Consider the following 14,436-nt stretch of genomic DNA (forward strand, 5'->3'; position numbering starts at 1 on the left):
ATTAATTAACCATTAAAACATCCGGCAGCTTAACCAACTGATTCACTAATAGATCTAAAGTGCGGTCAGATTTTACAGTGATTTTTAACCGCACTTGGGTTTCAATGAGTGTCATTTCCATTGTTGTAACGGTAAATCCGCAGTGACGTGCTACGCGTAAAATGTGTTGCACTGACCACATTTGATGCTGACCCACATCAGTACAAATTATCGCATTATTTGGTTTGCGATTAGATAGGCTGTTGAGTAATGCCCAAGGATCAATCGGGCGATTGCCTTGATTTTCAACATAAGTGAAATCTAATTTTGCTTTGAAATTTCTGATTTGTTCACGCCAAGGTTCAATAGTGACAACTGGAATGGAGTCCATCATGGCATCGCCTAATCCAATAACTAAATTAGTGGCACCAGAGCCTGATGCTGCAATACAGACGCCCACTTTTCCCGTGGAGCGAGCATAGCCAATCGCAGCCATTGCAGTCCCTTGTTCATTACGACAAAGTAAGTGATCTAAGCCTGCGTCATAAAGGGCATCGTAGGTTGGCATAATTGCGCCACCGGGATAGCCGAAAAGAGTCGTGACATGATGTGCTTTCAAGCACGCCATGATAAGTTGTGCACCTGTCATTGTGTTTGTTTCCTGTTATTTTTATTTTGGGATAAGTTTAGCATTGTAGCGAAATTTCGAGTCATTGGTAGGGCTTGGAGAGAAAAAAACGAAAAAAAGTGCGGTGAAAATTGGCTTATTTTGAATATTCCTGTTCTTCCCCTAAAAAATTTAGTGAATTTTTACCGCTCTTTAAGCTTGCTTATTGACTGATTGTTAGATTTCATTATATTGAAACTCTTTTCATTTTTTTACATAGGATAATTTATGGTGCACTCAGCTCCAAAAGCACAAAAGCGTGAGACTTTTTCTGGTCGTCGCGCATTTATTCTGGCAGCAATTGGTTCTGCCGTTGGTCTTGGTAATATTTGGCGTTTTCCTTACACCACTTATGAAAACGGTGGTGGCGCATTTATCATCCCTTACCTTATTGCATTATTAACCGCAGGGATTCCTCTTTTATTCCTAGATTATGCCATTGGGCACCGTCATCGTGGTGGTGCGCCACTTTCTTATCGTCGTGTTAGCCCGCACTTTGAAGTGTTTGGCTGGTGGCAAATGATGGTGAATGTCATCATCGGATTATATTACGCTGTAGTGTTAGGCTGGGCAGCAAGCTACACATATTTTTCTTTCACTGGTGCGTGGGGCGATAAACCCATTGATTTCTTCATCGGTGAATTTTTAAAAATGGGCGATATTAAAAACGGTATCAGCTTTGAATTTGTTGGTATGGTAACCGCACCATTAATTGCGATGTGGATTGTTGCCTTAGGCGTGCTTTCTATGGGTGTTCAAAAAGGAATTGCTAAGGTCTCTTCCGTATTAATGCCAGTGCTCGTCGTGATGTTTATGGTGCTTGTGATTTATTCCTTATTCTTACCAGGTGCGGCAAAAGGTTTAGATGCATTATTTACACCAGATTGGACAAAATTATCCAACCCGAGTGTGTGGATTGCCGCCTATGGGCAAATCTTCTTCTCTCTTTCAATCGGCTTTGGGATTATGGTGACTTACGCCTCTTATCTTAAAAAAGAATCCGATTTGACGGGTAGTGGCTTGGTTGTAGGTTTTGCTAACAGTAGCTTTGAAGTGTTAGCAGGTATCGGCGTATTTGCAGCATTAGGTTTTATTGCAACAGCGCAAGGTCAAGAAGTTAGCGAAGTAGCAAAAGGCGGAATTGGTTTAGCATTTTTCGCATTCCCAACCATCATCAACAAAGCTCCATTTGGCGAAGTGCTAGGCATGTTATTCTTTGGTGCATTAACCTTTGCCGCATTGACTTCATTCATCTCAGTTATCGAAGTAATTATTTCCGCAATTCAAGATAAAATTCGTATTAGCCGTGGAAAAGTGACATTCATCGTGGGTGTACCAATGATGCTAGTTTCTGTCATCTTATTCGGTACAACAACTGGCTTACCGATGTTAGATGTGTTCGATAAATTTGTGAACTATTTCGGTATTGTTGCCGTAGCATTTGCGTCTTTAATTGCGATTGTAGCAAATGAAAAACTCGGTTTATTGGGTAATCACTTAAATGAAACGTCATCTTTCAAAGTGGGTTTCTTCTGGCGTTTATGCATTGTATTAACGAGTGGTGTTTTAGCATTTATGCTTTTCAGCGAAGGGGCAAAAGTCTTCTCTGAAGGTTACGAAGGCTATCCAAACTGGTTTGTAAATACCTTTGGTTGGGGAATGTCGATTAGCTTACTTGTCGTGGCATTTTTCCTTTCTCGCTTAAAATGGAAAAGCGAAACCAAATTAACGATTGATGAAACTAAAGGAGAATAAAATGACTACTGGCGCAATTATTATGATGATCATAGCCCTTACTTTATTGTGGGGAGGATTAATTTACGCGTCGCTTCGCTTACCGAAAGAAAACTAATCCTAAAATTAACCGCACTTTTATCTGTATCTAAAAGTTGGGCTTATCCACCAGCTTTTAGGTACGATTTTATGGATAAGTATTATTCTAGTATCATTAAGTAAAATAACGAGTTTTTGCTTTACCGCACTTCTAATCTTTAATAAAACCAAATTCTCCGCTTTCATCCATTTTTAAAATTGATGCGTAATTTTTTCGCCAATCCCCTAATACAATTCGGGTAAATTCTTCTTGTTGATGAATCGCCTCACGGTGTGTGTGTCCGTGAATTAATAAATTTACATCAAACTCTTGTACTTTTTCTGCCGTGAAGGCTTGGTTTACATCCATAATTTCCTGTGATTTCGCTTGTTTATCTTGATTGCTCTTTGCTCGAATTTTCTCCGCAATTATCACCCGCACTTTTAATGGCAAGCACAAAAACAAACGTTGCAGCCATTTTTGATGCACTCTACGGCGAAATTGTTGGTAAGCCTCATCATCAATACAAAGCGTATCGCCATGACAAAGTAAGATTTTTTTATCATAAAGTGTGATTAATTGATAATCAGGTAAAAGCTGAACACCTGTATCTTTCGCAAAACGTTCACCAATTAAGAAATCACGGTTACCGTGCTGAAAATAACATTGCACACCTTGATTACTTACAGACTTAATTAAATCTTTAACTTGTTGAATCAATGCAGATTGCTCATCATCACCAATCCAAAAATCAAAAAGATCACCTAAAATGTAAAGCCGTTCAGCCTGTGGGGCAAGATTCTGCATAAAATCGACAAAAAGTGCGGTCAATTCTGGCTGAGTTTCGCTTAAATGCAAATCAGAAATAAAATAGCTATGTTTCATAAAAATTCCACGATTTTTGTTTAGATTAACACATATTGATATTGAATTTGCTATACTTTAACGAAATTTTGTATAGGGCATCCTTATGTTAAAACTACTTCGAATTTTCCTCGTATTAATCTGCTGTATTCTAATTTGTGTACTGGGTACGATTTATTCTTTTATCCGCTTTAAAAATCCAAGCAACGTAGGCATTGTTGCTCGTTGGTTTGGACGCTTATATCCACTTTTTGGCTTAAAGGTAGAACATCGTATTCCTCAAGATCAGAAGCAAATTAGCCGCGCCATTTATATCGGTAATCATCAAAATAATTATGATATGGTAACAATCTCTTATATGGTGCAACCTCGCACAGTAAGTGTGGGTAAAAAAAGCTTAATTTGGATACCCTTCTTCGGCATTTTATATTGGGTAACGGGTAATATTTTCTTGGATAGAGAAAACCGCACAAAAGCGCATAATACGATGTCACAGCTTGCACGACGAATTAATGAAGATAATTTATCAATTTGGATGTTCCCAGAAGGCACTCGCAATCGCGGTCGCGGTTTATTACCCTTTAAAACGGGTGCATTCCATGCGGCGATTTCAGCAGGTGTACCAATTATTCCAGTGGTGTGTTCAAGCACGCATAACAAAATTAATTTAAATCGTTGGGATAATGGCAAAGTGATTTGCGAAATAATGGATCCAATCGATGTTTCAGGCTATACCAAAGACAATGTTCGCGATCTTGCGGCTTATTGTCATGATCTAATGGAAAAACGCATTGCCGAACTTGATGAAGAGATAGCAAAAGGAAACTAAAATGCCACGCCTTTCCCGCCGTCAATTATTAAAAACAGCTGCGATTTCTACCGCACTTTCCACCGTGCCAGCACCATTGTTAGCGGCAAGCCGTGAAAAACTAGTTGTGCCGCCACTAATTGAAGTTCGTCGCGGTCGCCCGATTGTATTAACCATGCAGGAAACGAATTATCCGTTAGATGGCTCACACAATGTGACGGTATGGGGATTCAACGGTAATTATCTTGGCCCAACCATTAAAATCAAATCAGGTAGCTTTGCCAAACTTAATTATCATAACAATTTGCCACAATCCGTTGCCTTGTCTATTCAAGGTTTACAAGCATCAGGCGAACTGTTTGGCGGGGCAGCTCGAGTTCTCAAAAAAGGCGAATCTTGGGCACCCATCGTGCCTATTGAACAACCTGCAGCAAGCTGCTGGTATCGTTCCGCGACATTAGCCAACTCAGCCTATCAAACCTATCGTGGCTTAGCTGGAATGTGGTTAATTGAAGATGAGCAAAGCCTAAAAGCTAATCTTCCCAATAAATACGGCGTAGATGATATTCCATTGATTTTACAAGATATGGAATTTAACAATGATGGTCTCCAATTATTCAAACAAAATCAACCGCACTTTGTAGGCAATCGCTTATTAGTGAATGGTATTGAAGCACCATATTTAGATGTTGCACGGGGTTGGATTCGTTTACGTTTGCTCAATGCCTCATTAGCGCGTGCTTATGATTTACGCTTGGATAATGATCAAGAAATGCTACTTATTGCACAAGATTTAAGTTTCTTACCCAAAGCGAAATCAGTCAAATCTTTGGTTCTCTCGCCAGGAGAACGCGCAGAAATACTGGTTAATATGAATGAAATTGACAACGTATCTCTCATTAGCGGAAGTAAACGTAGCTTGTACGAAAAAATAAAAAATATGTTGTTCTCAGGCGATGAACTCGCTAATAACACCGTCCTTGAATTACGTGCTCAAGGACAACTATCCGCATTTAACAAACAACCGAATCTAACTTTCGAAACGGATGCACCAGCAATATTACAACAAGCCGTTGCACAAACTCGAGAATTTAATATTGATGTCACAAACGGTTTAATTAATCAAAGACGTTTTGACCCGCGCAAGGTTGATGTTATGGCTCGTAAAGGCACCATTGAACGCTGGATTTTAAATGCAAGTTTACCTGTTGGATTTACTATTCAAGGTGCCAAATTTGTGGTGGAAAGCCAAGGAGAACATCAATTACAAGCTGAAGAATTAGCTTGGAAAGATACCGTTTGGGTAAAAAACAAAACTCAAATTTTAGTGAAATTTGATCAAGCATCTTCTGGCAACTTCCCATTCTTATTTGGGGTATCGAATTTAATGTTAGAAGATATGGGCTGTCTTGGCGTATTGATGGTTCAATAGACAAAAAATTTAATCATAACCCAGTGGATATTCTATTAATAATCACTTCTTGAAAAATATTACTAGCCTTGCACTTTTTCCAGTATAATCTGACCAATTTTCTGACAAATTAAAACAAGACGATGAATAAAAAACACACTTTAATTTCACTTGCTATTTTGACCGCACTTTATAGCCAACAAAGTTTGGCAGATTTGCACGAACAATGTTTAATGGGCGTGCCAAAATTTAGCGGTGAAGTCGTGACGGGTGATGTGAATTCTCTGCCTGTATATATTGAAGCGGATAACGCAGAAATTAATCAGCCAAATGATGCGACCTATCAAGGTAATGTAGATTTGAAACAAGGCAATCGCCATTTGTTAGCACAATCCGTGCAGGTCAAACAATCTGGAAACCAATCAACACCTTTACGCATGGCTTATGTCCGCAATGGATTTGATTATAAAGATAATCAGATCAATATGTTGGGTAAAGATGCAGAGTTTAATTTAGATAGTCACGATGGTAATTTAACAAATTCAGAATATGAATTTGTCGGTCGTCAAGGACGTGGTAAAGCTGATAATATAACACTGCATAATAATTATCGTGTAATGAAGAATGCAACCTTTACGTCATGTTTGCACGGCGACAATGCTTGGGCTGTAGATGCGTCAGAAATTCGTCAATACGTGAAAGAAGAATATGCTGAAATGTGGCATGCTCGCTTTAAAATACATGGTGTTCCCGTCTTTTATACCCCTTACTTACAATTACCCATTGGAGATCGTCGTCGTTCTGGTTTATTGATTCCAAGCGCGGGAACATCTAACCGAGATGGTCTTTGGTATGCACAACCAATTTATTGGAATATCGCTCCTAATTATGATCTTACTTTCACCCCGAAATATATGTCTCGCCGTGGTTGGCAAGCAAATGGGGAATTTCGCTATTTAACCTCCATTGGCGAAGGTAAAGTGGCAGGAGAATATTTAGGTAAGGATCGTTACTCTGAATATGCTAGTGATAATCGAAAACGTCATTTGTTCTATTGGAATCACAATTCTAGCTTTTTACAAAATTGGCGTCTAAATATTAATTACACCCGAGTAAGCGATAAACGTTATTTCAACGACTTTGATTCTATTTATGGACGCAGTACCGATGGTTATGCGAACCAATATGCTCGCATAGCTTATTATCAACCAAATTATAATTTTTCTCTTTCTGCACATCAGTTCCAAATTTTTGATGATATTGTAAACATCGGCCCTTACCGTGCAGTACCACAATTAGATTTCAACTATCACAAATATGATTTAGCGAATGGATGGTTAAATTTCAAATTACATTCACAAGCAGTTCGTTTTGATAATGACAGTAAATTGATGCCAACTGCATGGCGTTTCCATGCAGAACCTAGCCTAAATTCTTTAATGTCAAATAAATACGGCAGTTTGAATATTGAAACGAAACTTTATGCGACTCGTTACGAGCAGAAAAAAGGTTCAGGAAAAAATGCAGAGGACGTGCAAAAAACGGTAAATCGAGTTATTCCACAATTTAAAGTTGATTTACAAAGTGTATTATCACGCGATATAACGTTCTTAAAAGAGTATACACAAACCTTCGAACCGCACGTGCAGTATTTATATCGTCCTTACCGAAATCAAAGCAATATTGGTTCAACACTTAATAATGATTATTTGGGATTTGGTTACGATTCAGCATTAGTACAGCAAGATTACTATTCGCTATTCCGTGATCGCCGTTATAGTGGTTTAGATCGAATTTCATCGGCAAATCAAGTTACCTTGGGTGGCACAACGCGTTTTTATGATATTGCTGGCGAAGAACGATTTAATTTATCTGCAGGTCAAATTTATTACTTAAGTAATTCTCGTATTGATGAAAACCCTGCGAATAAAACACCAACTTCATCATCTGCTTGGGCATTAGAATCTAATTGGAAAATAAGTAATAAATGGTATTGGCGTGGTAGCTATCAATTTGATACTCATACCAATTCAACATCATTAGCGAATACATCACTAGAATATAATCCTGAAAAAAATAATTTAATTCAGTTAAATTATCGATATGTGAACCAAGAATATATTGACCAAAACTTAGGTAAATCGGCTAACGCCTATCAACAAGATATCCAACAAGTGGGATTAGTTGTAGGCTGGGAAATTGCCAATAATTGGGCTGTAGTAGGACGCTATTATCAAGATCTCGCCTTACAAAAACCAGTAGAACAATATCTAGGCGTTCAATATAACAGTTGCTGTTGGGCTGCAAGTGTTGGTGTAAAACGCAATGTCACAAACCACCAAAACCAAACACGTAATGAAATTGTTTATGATAATAGCATTGGCATAACCTTAGAATTAAGGGGGTTAGGCAGCAATGACCATCAAAGCGGTATTCAAGAGATGTTAGAAAAAGGAAAACTACCTTATATTCGAGCATTTAGTTTGGATTAAACATTGTTCAATATAAACGTTAGATCAACAAAAAGAGCGGCTATTTTTAACCGCTCTTTTGTCACAATATACAAAATAAAATACTGATTAGAGATTACCTAACTTTTCGTTTAAAACACTGAGCAATTTATCTTTACTAATCATTTCTTTTTCACCGGTACGACGATTCTTATATTCAATTTCACCGTTGTCTAGGTTTTTCTCACCGATTACCACCATATGCGGTATACCGATAAGTTCCATGTCTGCAAACATCACGCCTGGGCGTTCTTTACGATCATCAAAAATCACATCTACGCCTTGCGATTGTAAAGTGCGGTAAAGTTCTTCAGCGTATTTTTGCACGGCTTCAGATTTGTGCATGTTCATTGGCACAATCGCCACAGTGAATGGGGCGATTTCGTCTGATGGCCAGATGATACCGCGATCATCATGATGCTGTTCAATCGCTGAAGCCACCACACGAGTTACACCAATACCGTAGCAACCCATCGTCATCACAAGTGGTTTACCATCTTCGCCTTGAACGGTCGCTTTCATCGCTTCAGAGTATTTTTTACCCAGTTGGAAAATATGCCCCACTTCAATACCACGTTTGATTTGAAGCGTGCCTTTGCCATCTGGACTAGGATCGCCTTCTACTACGTTACGTAAATCAAATACTTCAGGCATTGCTACATCGCGTACCCAGTTCACATTGAAATAATGTTTTCCATCAATATTCGCACCACAACTAAAATCAGACATTAACGCCACAGTGCGGTCAATAATTGCAGGAATATTAAGATTTACCGCGCCTAACGATCCCACGCCCGCACCAATTTTCGCTTTGATTTCAGTTTCGTCCGCAAACTCAAGGGGATCTGCCACTAACGGGTGTTTTTGTGCTTTGATCTCGTTTAATTCATGGTCGCCGCGAATAATCAACGCAACAAGCGGTTGATTTTCGTCTGCACCTTTCACAATCAAAGTTTTTACGGTTTTCTCGATTGGTAAATTGAATTGCTCCACCAACTCCGCAATAGTTTTCGCATTTGGTGTATCAACTAAACACATTTCAGCGGTTGGAGCTTGGCGTTCGCCTATAGCAATTGCTTCTGCAAGCTCAATATTCGCGGCAAAATCCGATTCCGTTGAGAACACAACATCATCTTCCCCGCTTGAAGCTAACACTTGGAATTCGTGAGAAGCTGAACCCCCGATTGAACCTGTATCCGCTTGCACCGCACGGAAATCTAAGCCTAAACGTCTAAAAATGTTACTGTATACTTGATACATCACATCATAGGTTGCTTGCAAACTTTCTTGTGTCGTGTGGAAAGAATACGCATCTTTCATAATAAATTCACGCGAACGCATTACACCAAAACGAGGGCGCACTTCATCACGGAATTTAGTTTGAATTTGGTATAAATTAAGTGGAAGTTGTTTGTATGAAGAAACTTCTCGGCGGACTAAATCTGTAATCACTTCCTCGTGAGTTGGCCCAAGTACAAAGTTACGGTTTCCACGGTCTTCAAAACGAAGCAATTCAGGGCCATATTGATCCCAACGACCAGACTCTTCCCATAATTCCGCAGGTTGCACAACTGGCATTAATACCTCAATGGCACCACCTTTGTTCATCTCTTCGCGAACAACTTTTTCCACTTTTTTCAATACGCGAATACCCGTCGGTAACCAGTTATATAAACCTGATGCCATTGGGCGAATCATACCTGCACGCAACATTAATTGGTGGCTCACAACCTGAGCATCATTTGGCGTTTCTTTTAGGGTGGAAAATAAATATTGACTTGTACGCATTGTTTAACCTTAAATTCTAAGAACTGAAAAAATTGGCGCAAGTATAACAAAAAGTGCGGTCATTTTTAACCGCACTTTTAACACTTAGTCATTATTTTGCGCATTCGCCAAAATTGCCTTATGTTCTTGAATCAATGCCATAAACGGCTGCCCAAACCGCTCTAATTTGATAGAGCCCACGCCATTAATTTGCAACATTTCAATATTGCTTGTCGGCATATATTGTGCCATTTCTTGCAACGTCGCATCATTAAAGACAATGTACGGCGGAATATTTTCTTTATCGGCAATTTGTTTGCGTAGGAAACGCAAGCGTGCAAATAAATCCTTATCGTAATTTGCAACACCTTGACGTTGTGGATTATGGGCAATTTTACTGATTGAAGAAATACGAGGCATTGCCAATTCTAACGGTTCTTCGCCTTTCAAAATCACTTTCGCACTTTCAGTAAGTTGCAACGTTGGATTTAATTCACTAATAACCTGTTGCACAAAACCCAAATGAATAAGCTGACGAATAACAGACTGCCAATGCTCTTTGCTTTTATCTTTTCCAATGCCATATACTGAAAGTTTATGGTGTTGGCGTTCAATAATTTTCTGATTGTGCATGCCACGCAACACCGCAATCACATAATGTGCACCAAAACATTGTCCCACTCGATAAATAGTAGACATTACTTTTTGCGCATCGACTAAGCCATCATATTTTTTAGGAGGATCAAGGCAAATATCACAGTTATTACATGGTGTTTGTCGATGCTCGCCAAAATAATTGAGAAGAACTAAACGGCGACAAGTCTGGCTTTCCGCAAATTCCCCAATAGCTTCTAATTTATGCTGCTCAATCTGACGCTGTGGCGTTTCTGGTTTTTCGAAGAGAATTTTTTGTAACCAAGCGTAATCAGCTGGTTCATAAAACAAAACCGCCTCGGCAGGCAAATCATCACGTCCTGCTCGACCTGTTTCTTGATAGTAAGATTCAATGCTACGTGGTAAATCAAAATGGGCAACAAAGCGCACATTGGATTTATTAATCCCCATTCCAAAAGCAATGGTTGCGACTACTACTTGAACATTATCACGCTGAAAATCCTGTTGCACACGTTCACGAATTGCCGTTTCCATTCCTGCGTGGTAAGCAGCAGCAGAGACACCTTTATTGCGTAAACTTTCCGCAATTCGCTCAACCTTATTTCTGCTGTTGCAATAAATAATCCCACTCTTACCCTTTTGAGCCAACACAAAACGTGTCAGTTGCTCCATAGGTTTGTATTTTTCTTCCAAGGTATAACGAATATTTGGTCGATCAAAACTACCAATATATTTGTGCAGATTTTTCAGATTAAGATGCCGCAGAATATCTTTTTGAGTCGCATAATCTGCCGTTGCCGTAAGTGCCATAATCGGCGCATCAGGGAAACTGGCTTTTAAACCGCCAAGCTGGGTATATTCAGGGCGAAAGTCATGCCCCCATTGAGAAATACAATGTGCTTCATCAATCGCAATAAAGCAGACTTTGCTATAAGAAATAAGTTGAAAGAAACTGTTCGTCATCACTTTTTCTGGCGACACATAAAGTAGTTTAAGTTGCCCAGAAATAAGCTTATTTTGTACTTGTTGCTGCTGTTCTAAAGTCTGACTAGAATTAAGAAAATCCGCCTCAATTCCATTAGCTTGCAGCTGATCCACTTGATCTTTCATCAAGGAAATCAGCGGAGAAATCACTAAAGTTAAACCATCAAAACAAAGTGCGGGAATTTGGTAACAAAGCGATTTGCCATTCCCCGTTGCCATTACCACCAACGCATCTTGTCCATTTAAAGCAGCATTAATAACTTCTTCCTGCCCTTTACGGAAAGATTGATAACCGAAAACCGATTTCAAAACAGAAAGTGCGGTCGGTTTTTCTATTATTTTTGATGGTAAAGGAGAATCCAGCATTTTAGAACTGCACGTTCTCGCCATGTGCAGCACAGGCTTCAACGAAACAATCCCAAAAACGTTGTCCGTCATTAGAAACCCAGTCGCCATTTTTAAAAGCAAAATGGAAACCGCCTAATTTACTTGCAATCCAAAGCTCAAGCAGCGGTTCTTGCTTGTTAATCACTATTTGTGTGCGATTATCAAAGGTGATTGTAAATACTGAACCTTGCGTTTCACAATCTACATCTGCACCTTGGTTTTCCAATTCTTCTTCAATTTTTTGCCAAACTTGTTCAATATTTTGGTGAAATTCTGCAATATTCATAAAATGTTCCTGTTTAAATCTGATAAAATGTGGCAAATTATAAAGCCTTTCTCAAGCTTGTGAAAGGCGGATTTACCGATAAGTGAGAGAGAGAAAAATGAAAAAACTACTATCAATTTTAGTGCTTAGTGCAATTTGCATTGTGACAACAGGATGCGGCGTAAAAGGTTCTTTATATTTTCCTGAAAAAGATCAAGCTCAACAAACTCAATAATCTATTATCTAATATCATTCCCAAAATAACTAAAACAGGCACACAACATGAATTTCTTCCAATATAAACATAACAAACTTTATGCCGAAGATATGCCAGTTCAACAACTTGCTGAACAATTCGGTACACCTCTTTATGTATATTCTCGCGCGACACTAGAACGTCATTGGCACGCTTTTGACTCAGCTTTCGGTAAGCGTCCTCACTTAATTTGCTTTGCCGTGAAATCTTGCTCAAATATTGGCGTGTTAAATATTATGGCAAAACTTGGTTCAGGTTTCGATATTGTCTCACAAGGCGAACTTGAGCGTGTACTGGCAGCAGGTGGCGATGCGTCAAAAGTAGTCTTTTCTGGCGTTGCGAAATCTCGAGAAGAAATTATGCGCGCATTAGAAGTTGGAATCCGTTGCTTTAATGTGGAATCAGTTTCTGAGCTCAAGCACATTAACCAAATCGCGGGAGAAATGGGTAAAATCGCACCTATTTCTTTACGTGTAAATCCAGATGTTGATGCTCATACACACCCTTATATTTCAACAGGATTAAAAGAAAATAAATTTGGTGTAAGCGTAAATGAAGCTCGAGAGGTATATAAATTAGCCTCAACGCTACCAAACATAAAAATAACAGGGATGGATTGCCACATAGGCTCACAGCTCACCGAATTACAACCATTCTTAGATGCAACAGATCGATTAATTGTCCTAATGGAACAATTAAAAGAAGATGGAATTACATTAAAACATCTCGATCTGGGCGGTGGTTTAGGCGTGACTTATACGGATGAAACACCACCGCATCCAAGCGATTACGCAAATGCGTTATTAGAAAAACTAAAAAATTATCCCGAACTTGAAATTATTCTTGAACCCGGCAGAGCAATTTCTGCAAATGCAGGAATTCTAGTAGCAAAAGTACAATACTTAAAAAGTAATGAAAGCCGTAATTTCGCCATTACCGATACAGGAATGAACGATATGATCCGACCAGCATTGTATGAGGCTTACATGAACATCGTCGAAATTGACCGCACTTTAGAAAGAGAAAAAGCCATTTATGATGTTGTAGGGCCTGTTTGCGAAACGTCTGATTTCTTAGGCAAACAACGGGAACTTTCAATTGCTGAAGGGGATTATATTGCTCAATGTTCTGCTGGTGCCTATGGAGCAAGTATGTCATCAAACTATAATTCAAGAGCCCGCACTGCAGAAGTTTTAGTAGATGGCGATCAATCCTATCTAATTCGTCGTCGAGAAACCTTACAGGAACTTTGGGCATTAGAATCGACCATTTAATATTTCTTATCTTAAAAAAGAGCGGTAAAAAATTATCTATTTTTCTACCGCACTTTTTCTATTTTTATCCATCAATAAACCTACCTCAAATAGTAAGTTTGTGATATAAATCAAATTTTTTTCTATTCTAGATTGGCATAGAATTGAATTCTTTATAAAATGTCATGCTTTTTAAAGTGGACTTCTAACCACTAAAGGAGAAATTATGCAAGATAAGCTAAAAGTTTTATTGATTGACGACCATCCGTTAATGCGTCGTGGCATTAAACAACTTGTAGAATTAGACGATAACTTTGAAGTAGTGGCTGACGTAAGCAGCGGCACAGAAGGGATTTCTGTGGCATTACAAACATCACCTGATGTGATCATTTTAGATCTCAACATGAAAGGACTTTCTGGGTTAGATACGCTCAAAGGATTACGTGCAGAAGGCGTTGATGCGCGAATTTTAATTTTAACAGTGTCTGATGCAAAAAATGATATTTATACTCTAATTGATGCAGGTGCAGATGGTTATTTGTTAAAAGATACTGAACCTGATACATTGCTAGACCAAATCAAGCGCATAGCACAAGGCGAAGTCATTCTGAGTGATTCTATTAAAAATTTATTATTAGAACGTACTCACGAAGATAATCCGTTAGACAGCTTAACGGATCGTGAAATGGGCGTACTTCGTCAAATTGCAACTGGCTTATCAAACAAACAAATTGCAGCACAACTGTTTATTTCAGAAGAAACCGTAAAAGTACATATCCGTAATTTATTACGTAAATTAAATGTTCATTCTCGTGTTGCAGCAACGGTATTATTTTTTGAACAAAATCGTTAAAAAT

General features: G+C 38.7%; 13 protein-coding genes. 8 read left to right on the forward strand and 5 right to left on the reverse strand.

The window, feature by feature from the left end:
• Position 1 precedes the first annotated feature (1 nt).
• Positions 2-628, reverse strand: coding sequence for an ACT domain-containing protein (locus tag AT683_RS01265; protein WP_011272201.1), 627 nt, complete (start codon positions 626-628; stop codon positions 2-4).
• A 246-nt stretch (positions 629-874) separates the two neighbouring features.
• On the opposite strand from AT683_RS01265, the gene AT683_RS01270 reads away from it, so the two are divergent.
• Complete coding sequence (locus AT683_RS01270; protein WP_011272200.1) at positions 875-2,401, forward strand: sodium-dependent transporter; 1,527 nt, start codon at positions 875-877, stop codon at positions 2,399-2,401.
• A gap of 1 nt (position 2,402) precedes the next feature.
• A complete protein-coding gene (locus AT683_RS09335; protein WP_005689027.1) occupies positions 2,403-2,498 on the forward strand; it encodes a methionine/alanine import family NSS transporter small subunit in 96 nt (31 codons plus the stop codon).
• A gap of 132 nt (positions 2,499-2,630) precedes the next feature.
• Here the strand turns inward: AT683_RS09335 and lpxH are convergent, their stop codons facing one another.
• Entirely contained in the window at positions 2,631-3,344 is a 714-nt protein-coding gene (lpxH, locus tag AT683_RS01275; protein WP_005689025.1) for a UDP-2,3-diacylglucosamine diphosphatase, read from the reverse strand.
• Between the two features lie 85 nt (positions 3,345-3,429).
• On the opposite strand from lpxH, the gene AT683_RS01280 reads away from it, so the two are divergent.
• From AT683_RS01280 to lptD, 3 genes are all read left to right on the forward strand, one after another.
• Positions 3,430-4,152 carry a 1-acylglycerol-3-phosphate O-acyltransferase gene (locus AT683_RS01280; RefSeq protein WP_005689023.1) on the forward strand — a complete coding sequence of 241 codons (723 nt, stop codon included), beginning with the start codon at positions 3,430-3,432 and terminating at the stop codon, positions 4,150-4,152.
• Position 4,153: 1 nt separating this feature from the next.
• Complete coding sequence (locus AT683_RS01285; RefSeq protein ID WP_005689021.1) at positions 4,154-5,563, forward strand: multicopper oxidase domain-containing protein; 1,410 nt, start codon at positions 4,154-4,156, stop codon at positions 5,561-5,563.
• A gap of 122 nt (positions 5,564-5,685) precedes the next feature.
• The gene (gene lptD, locus AT683_RS01290; RefSeq protein WP_005689018.1) at positions 5,686-8,034 is read left to right on the forward strand and encodes an LPS assembly protein LptD; all 2,349 of its coding nucleotides are present in this window, start codon (positions 5,686-5,688) and stop codon (positions 8,032-8,034) included.
• A gap of 87 nt (positions 8,035-8,121) precedes the next feature.
• On the opposite strand, the gene proS is transcribed toward lptD, so the two are convergent.
• From proS to cyaY, 3 genes are all read right to left on the reverse strand, one after another.
• Complete coding sequence (gene proS, locus AT683_RS01295; RefSeq protein ID WP_005689016.1) at positions 8,122-9,840, reverse strand: proline--tRNA ligase; 1,719 nt, start codon at positions 9,838-9,840, stop codon at positions 8,122-8,124.
• 84 nt (positions 9,841-9,924) lie between these two features.
• Positions 9,925-11,784 (reverse strand): DNA helicase RecQ, encoded by a 1,860-nt coding sequence (gene recQ / locus AT683_RS01300; RefSeq protein ID WP_005689013.1) that lies wholly within the window; start codon positions 11,782-11,784, stop codon positions 9,925-9,927.
• Position 11,785: 1 nt separating this feature from the next.
• Positions 11,786-12,091: an iron donor protein CyaY gene (gene cyaY / locus AT683_RS01305; RefSeq protein WP_005655473.1), complete on the reverse strand. Its 306-nt coding sequence runs from the start codon at positions 12,089-12,091 to the stop codon at positions 11,786-11,788.
• A 97-nt stretch (positions 12,092-12,188) separates the two neighbouring features.
• Between cyaY and lptM the strand changes: the two genes are divergently transcribed.
• The 3 genes from lptM to AT683_RS01315 all read left to right on the forward strand — a co-directional run bounded on the left by lptM (position 12,189) and on the right by AT683_RS01315 (position 14,432).
• The gene (gene lptM, locus AT683_RS09340; protein ID WP_005652274.1) at positions 12,189-12,305 is read left to right on the forward strand and encodes an LPS translocon maturation chaperone LptM; all 117 of its coding nucleotides are present in this window, start codon (positions 12,189-12,191) and stop codon (positions 12,303-12,305) included.
• Between the two features lie 47 nt (positions 12,306-12,352).
• Entirely contained in the window at positions 12,353-13,600 is a 1,248-nt protein-coding gene (lysA, locus tag AT683_RS01310; RefSeq protein WP_011272198.1) for a diaminopimelate decarboxylase, read from the forward strand.
• Positions 13,601-13,805: 205 nt separating this feature from the next.
• On the forward strand, positions 13,806-14,432 hold the full coding sequence (locus tag AT683_RS01315) for a response regulator (protein ID WP_005648546.1): 627 nt from the start codon (positions 13,806-13,808) through the stop codon (positions 14,430-14,432).
• The last annotated feature ends 4 nt before the right edge of the window (positions 14,433-14,436 follow it).

It is taken from the genome of Haemophilus influenzae (assembly GCF_001457655.1).
Lineage (GTDB): Bacteria > Pseudomonadota > Gammaproteobacteria > Enterobacterales > Pasteurellaceae > Haemophilus > Haemophilus influenzae.

Excerpts from the sequence above, each read along its gene's own strand:
- AT683_RS01315 (WP_005648546.1), top strand. The coding sequence starts at position 13,806 with ATGCAAGATAAGCTAAAAGTTTTATTGATTGACGACCATCCGTTAATG.
- lpxH (WP_005689025.1), bottom strand. The coding sequence starts at position 3,344 with ATGAAACATAGCTATTTTATTTCTGATTTGCATTTAAGCGAAACTCAG.
- cyaY (WP_005655473.1), bottom strand. The coding sequence starts at position 12,091 with ATGAATATTGCAGAATTTCACCAAAATATTGAACAAGTTTGGCAAAAA.
- AT683_RS01280 (WP_005689023.1), top strand. The coding sequence starts at position 3,430 with ATGTTAAAACTACTTCGAATTTTCCTCGTATTAATCTGCTGTATTCTA.
- AT683_RS01270 (WP_011272200.1), top strand. The coding sequence starts at position 875 with ATGGTGCACTCAGCTCCAAAAGCACAAAAGCGTGAGACTTTTTCTGGT.
- recQ (WP_005689013.1), bottom strand. The coding sequence starts at position 11,784 with ATGCTGGATTCTCCTTTACCATCAAAAATAATAGAAAAACCGACCGCA.
- proS (WP_005689016.1), bottom strand. The coding sequence starts at position 9,840 with ATGCGTACAAGTCAATATTTATTTTCCACCCTAAAAGAAACGCCAAAT.
- AT683_RS01285 (WP_005689021.1), top strand. The coding sequence starts at position 4,154 with ATGCCACGCCTTTCCCGCCGTCAATTATTAAAAACAGCTGCGATTTCT.
- lptM (WP_005652274.1), top strand. The coding sequence starts at position 12,189 with ATGAAAAAACTACTATCAATTTTAGTGCTTAGTGCAATTTGCATTGTG.
- AT683_RS01265 (WP_011272201.1), bottom strand. The coding sequence starts at position 628 with ATGACAGGTGCACAACTTATCATGGCGTGCTTGAAAGCACATCATGTC.
- lysA (WP_011272198.1), top strand. The coding sequence starts at position 12,353 with ATGAATTTCTTCCAATATAAACATAACAAACTTTATGCCGAAGATATG.
- lptD (WP_005689018.1), top strand. The coding sequence starts at position 5,686 with ATGAATAAAAAACACACTTTAATTTCACTTGCTATTTTGACCGCACTT.
- AT683_RS09335 (WP_005689027.1), top strand. The coding sequence starts at position 2,403 with ATGACTACTGGCGCAATTATTATGATGATCATAGCCCTTACTTTATTG.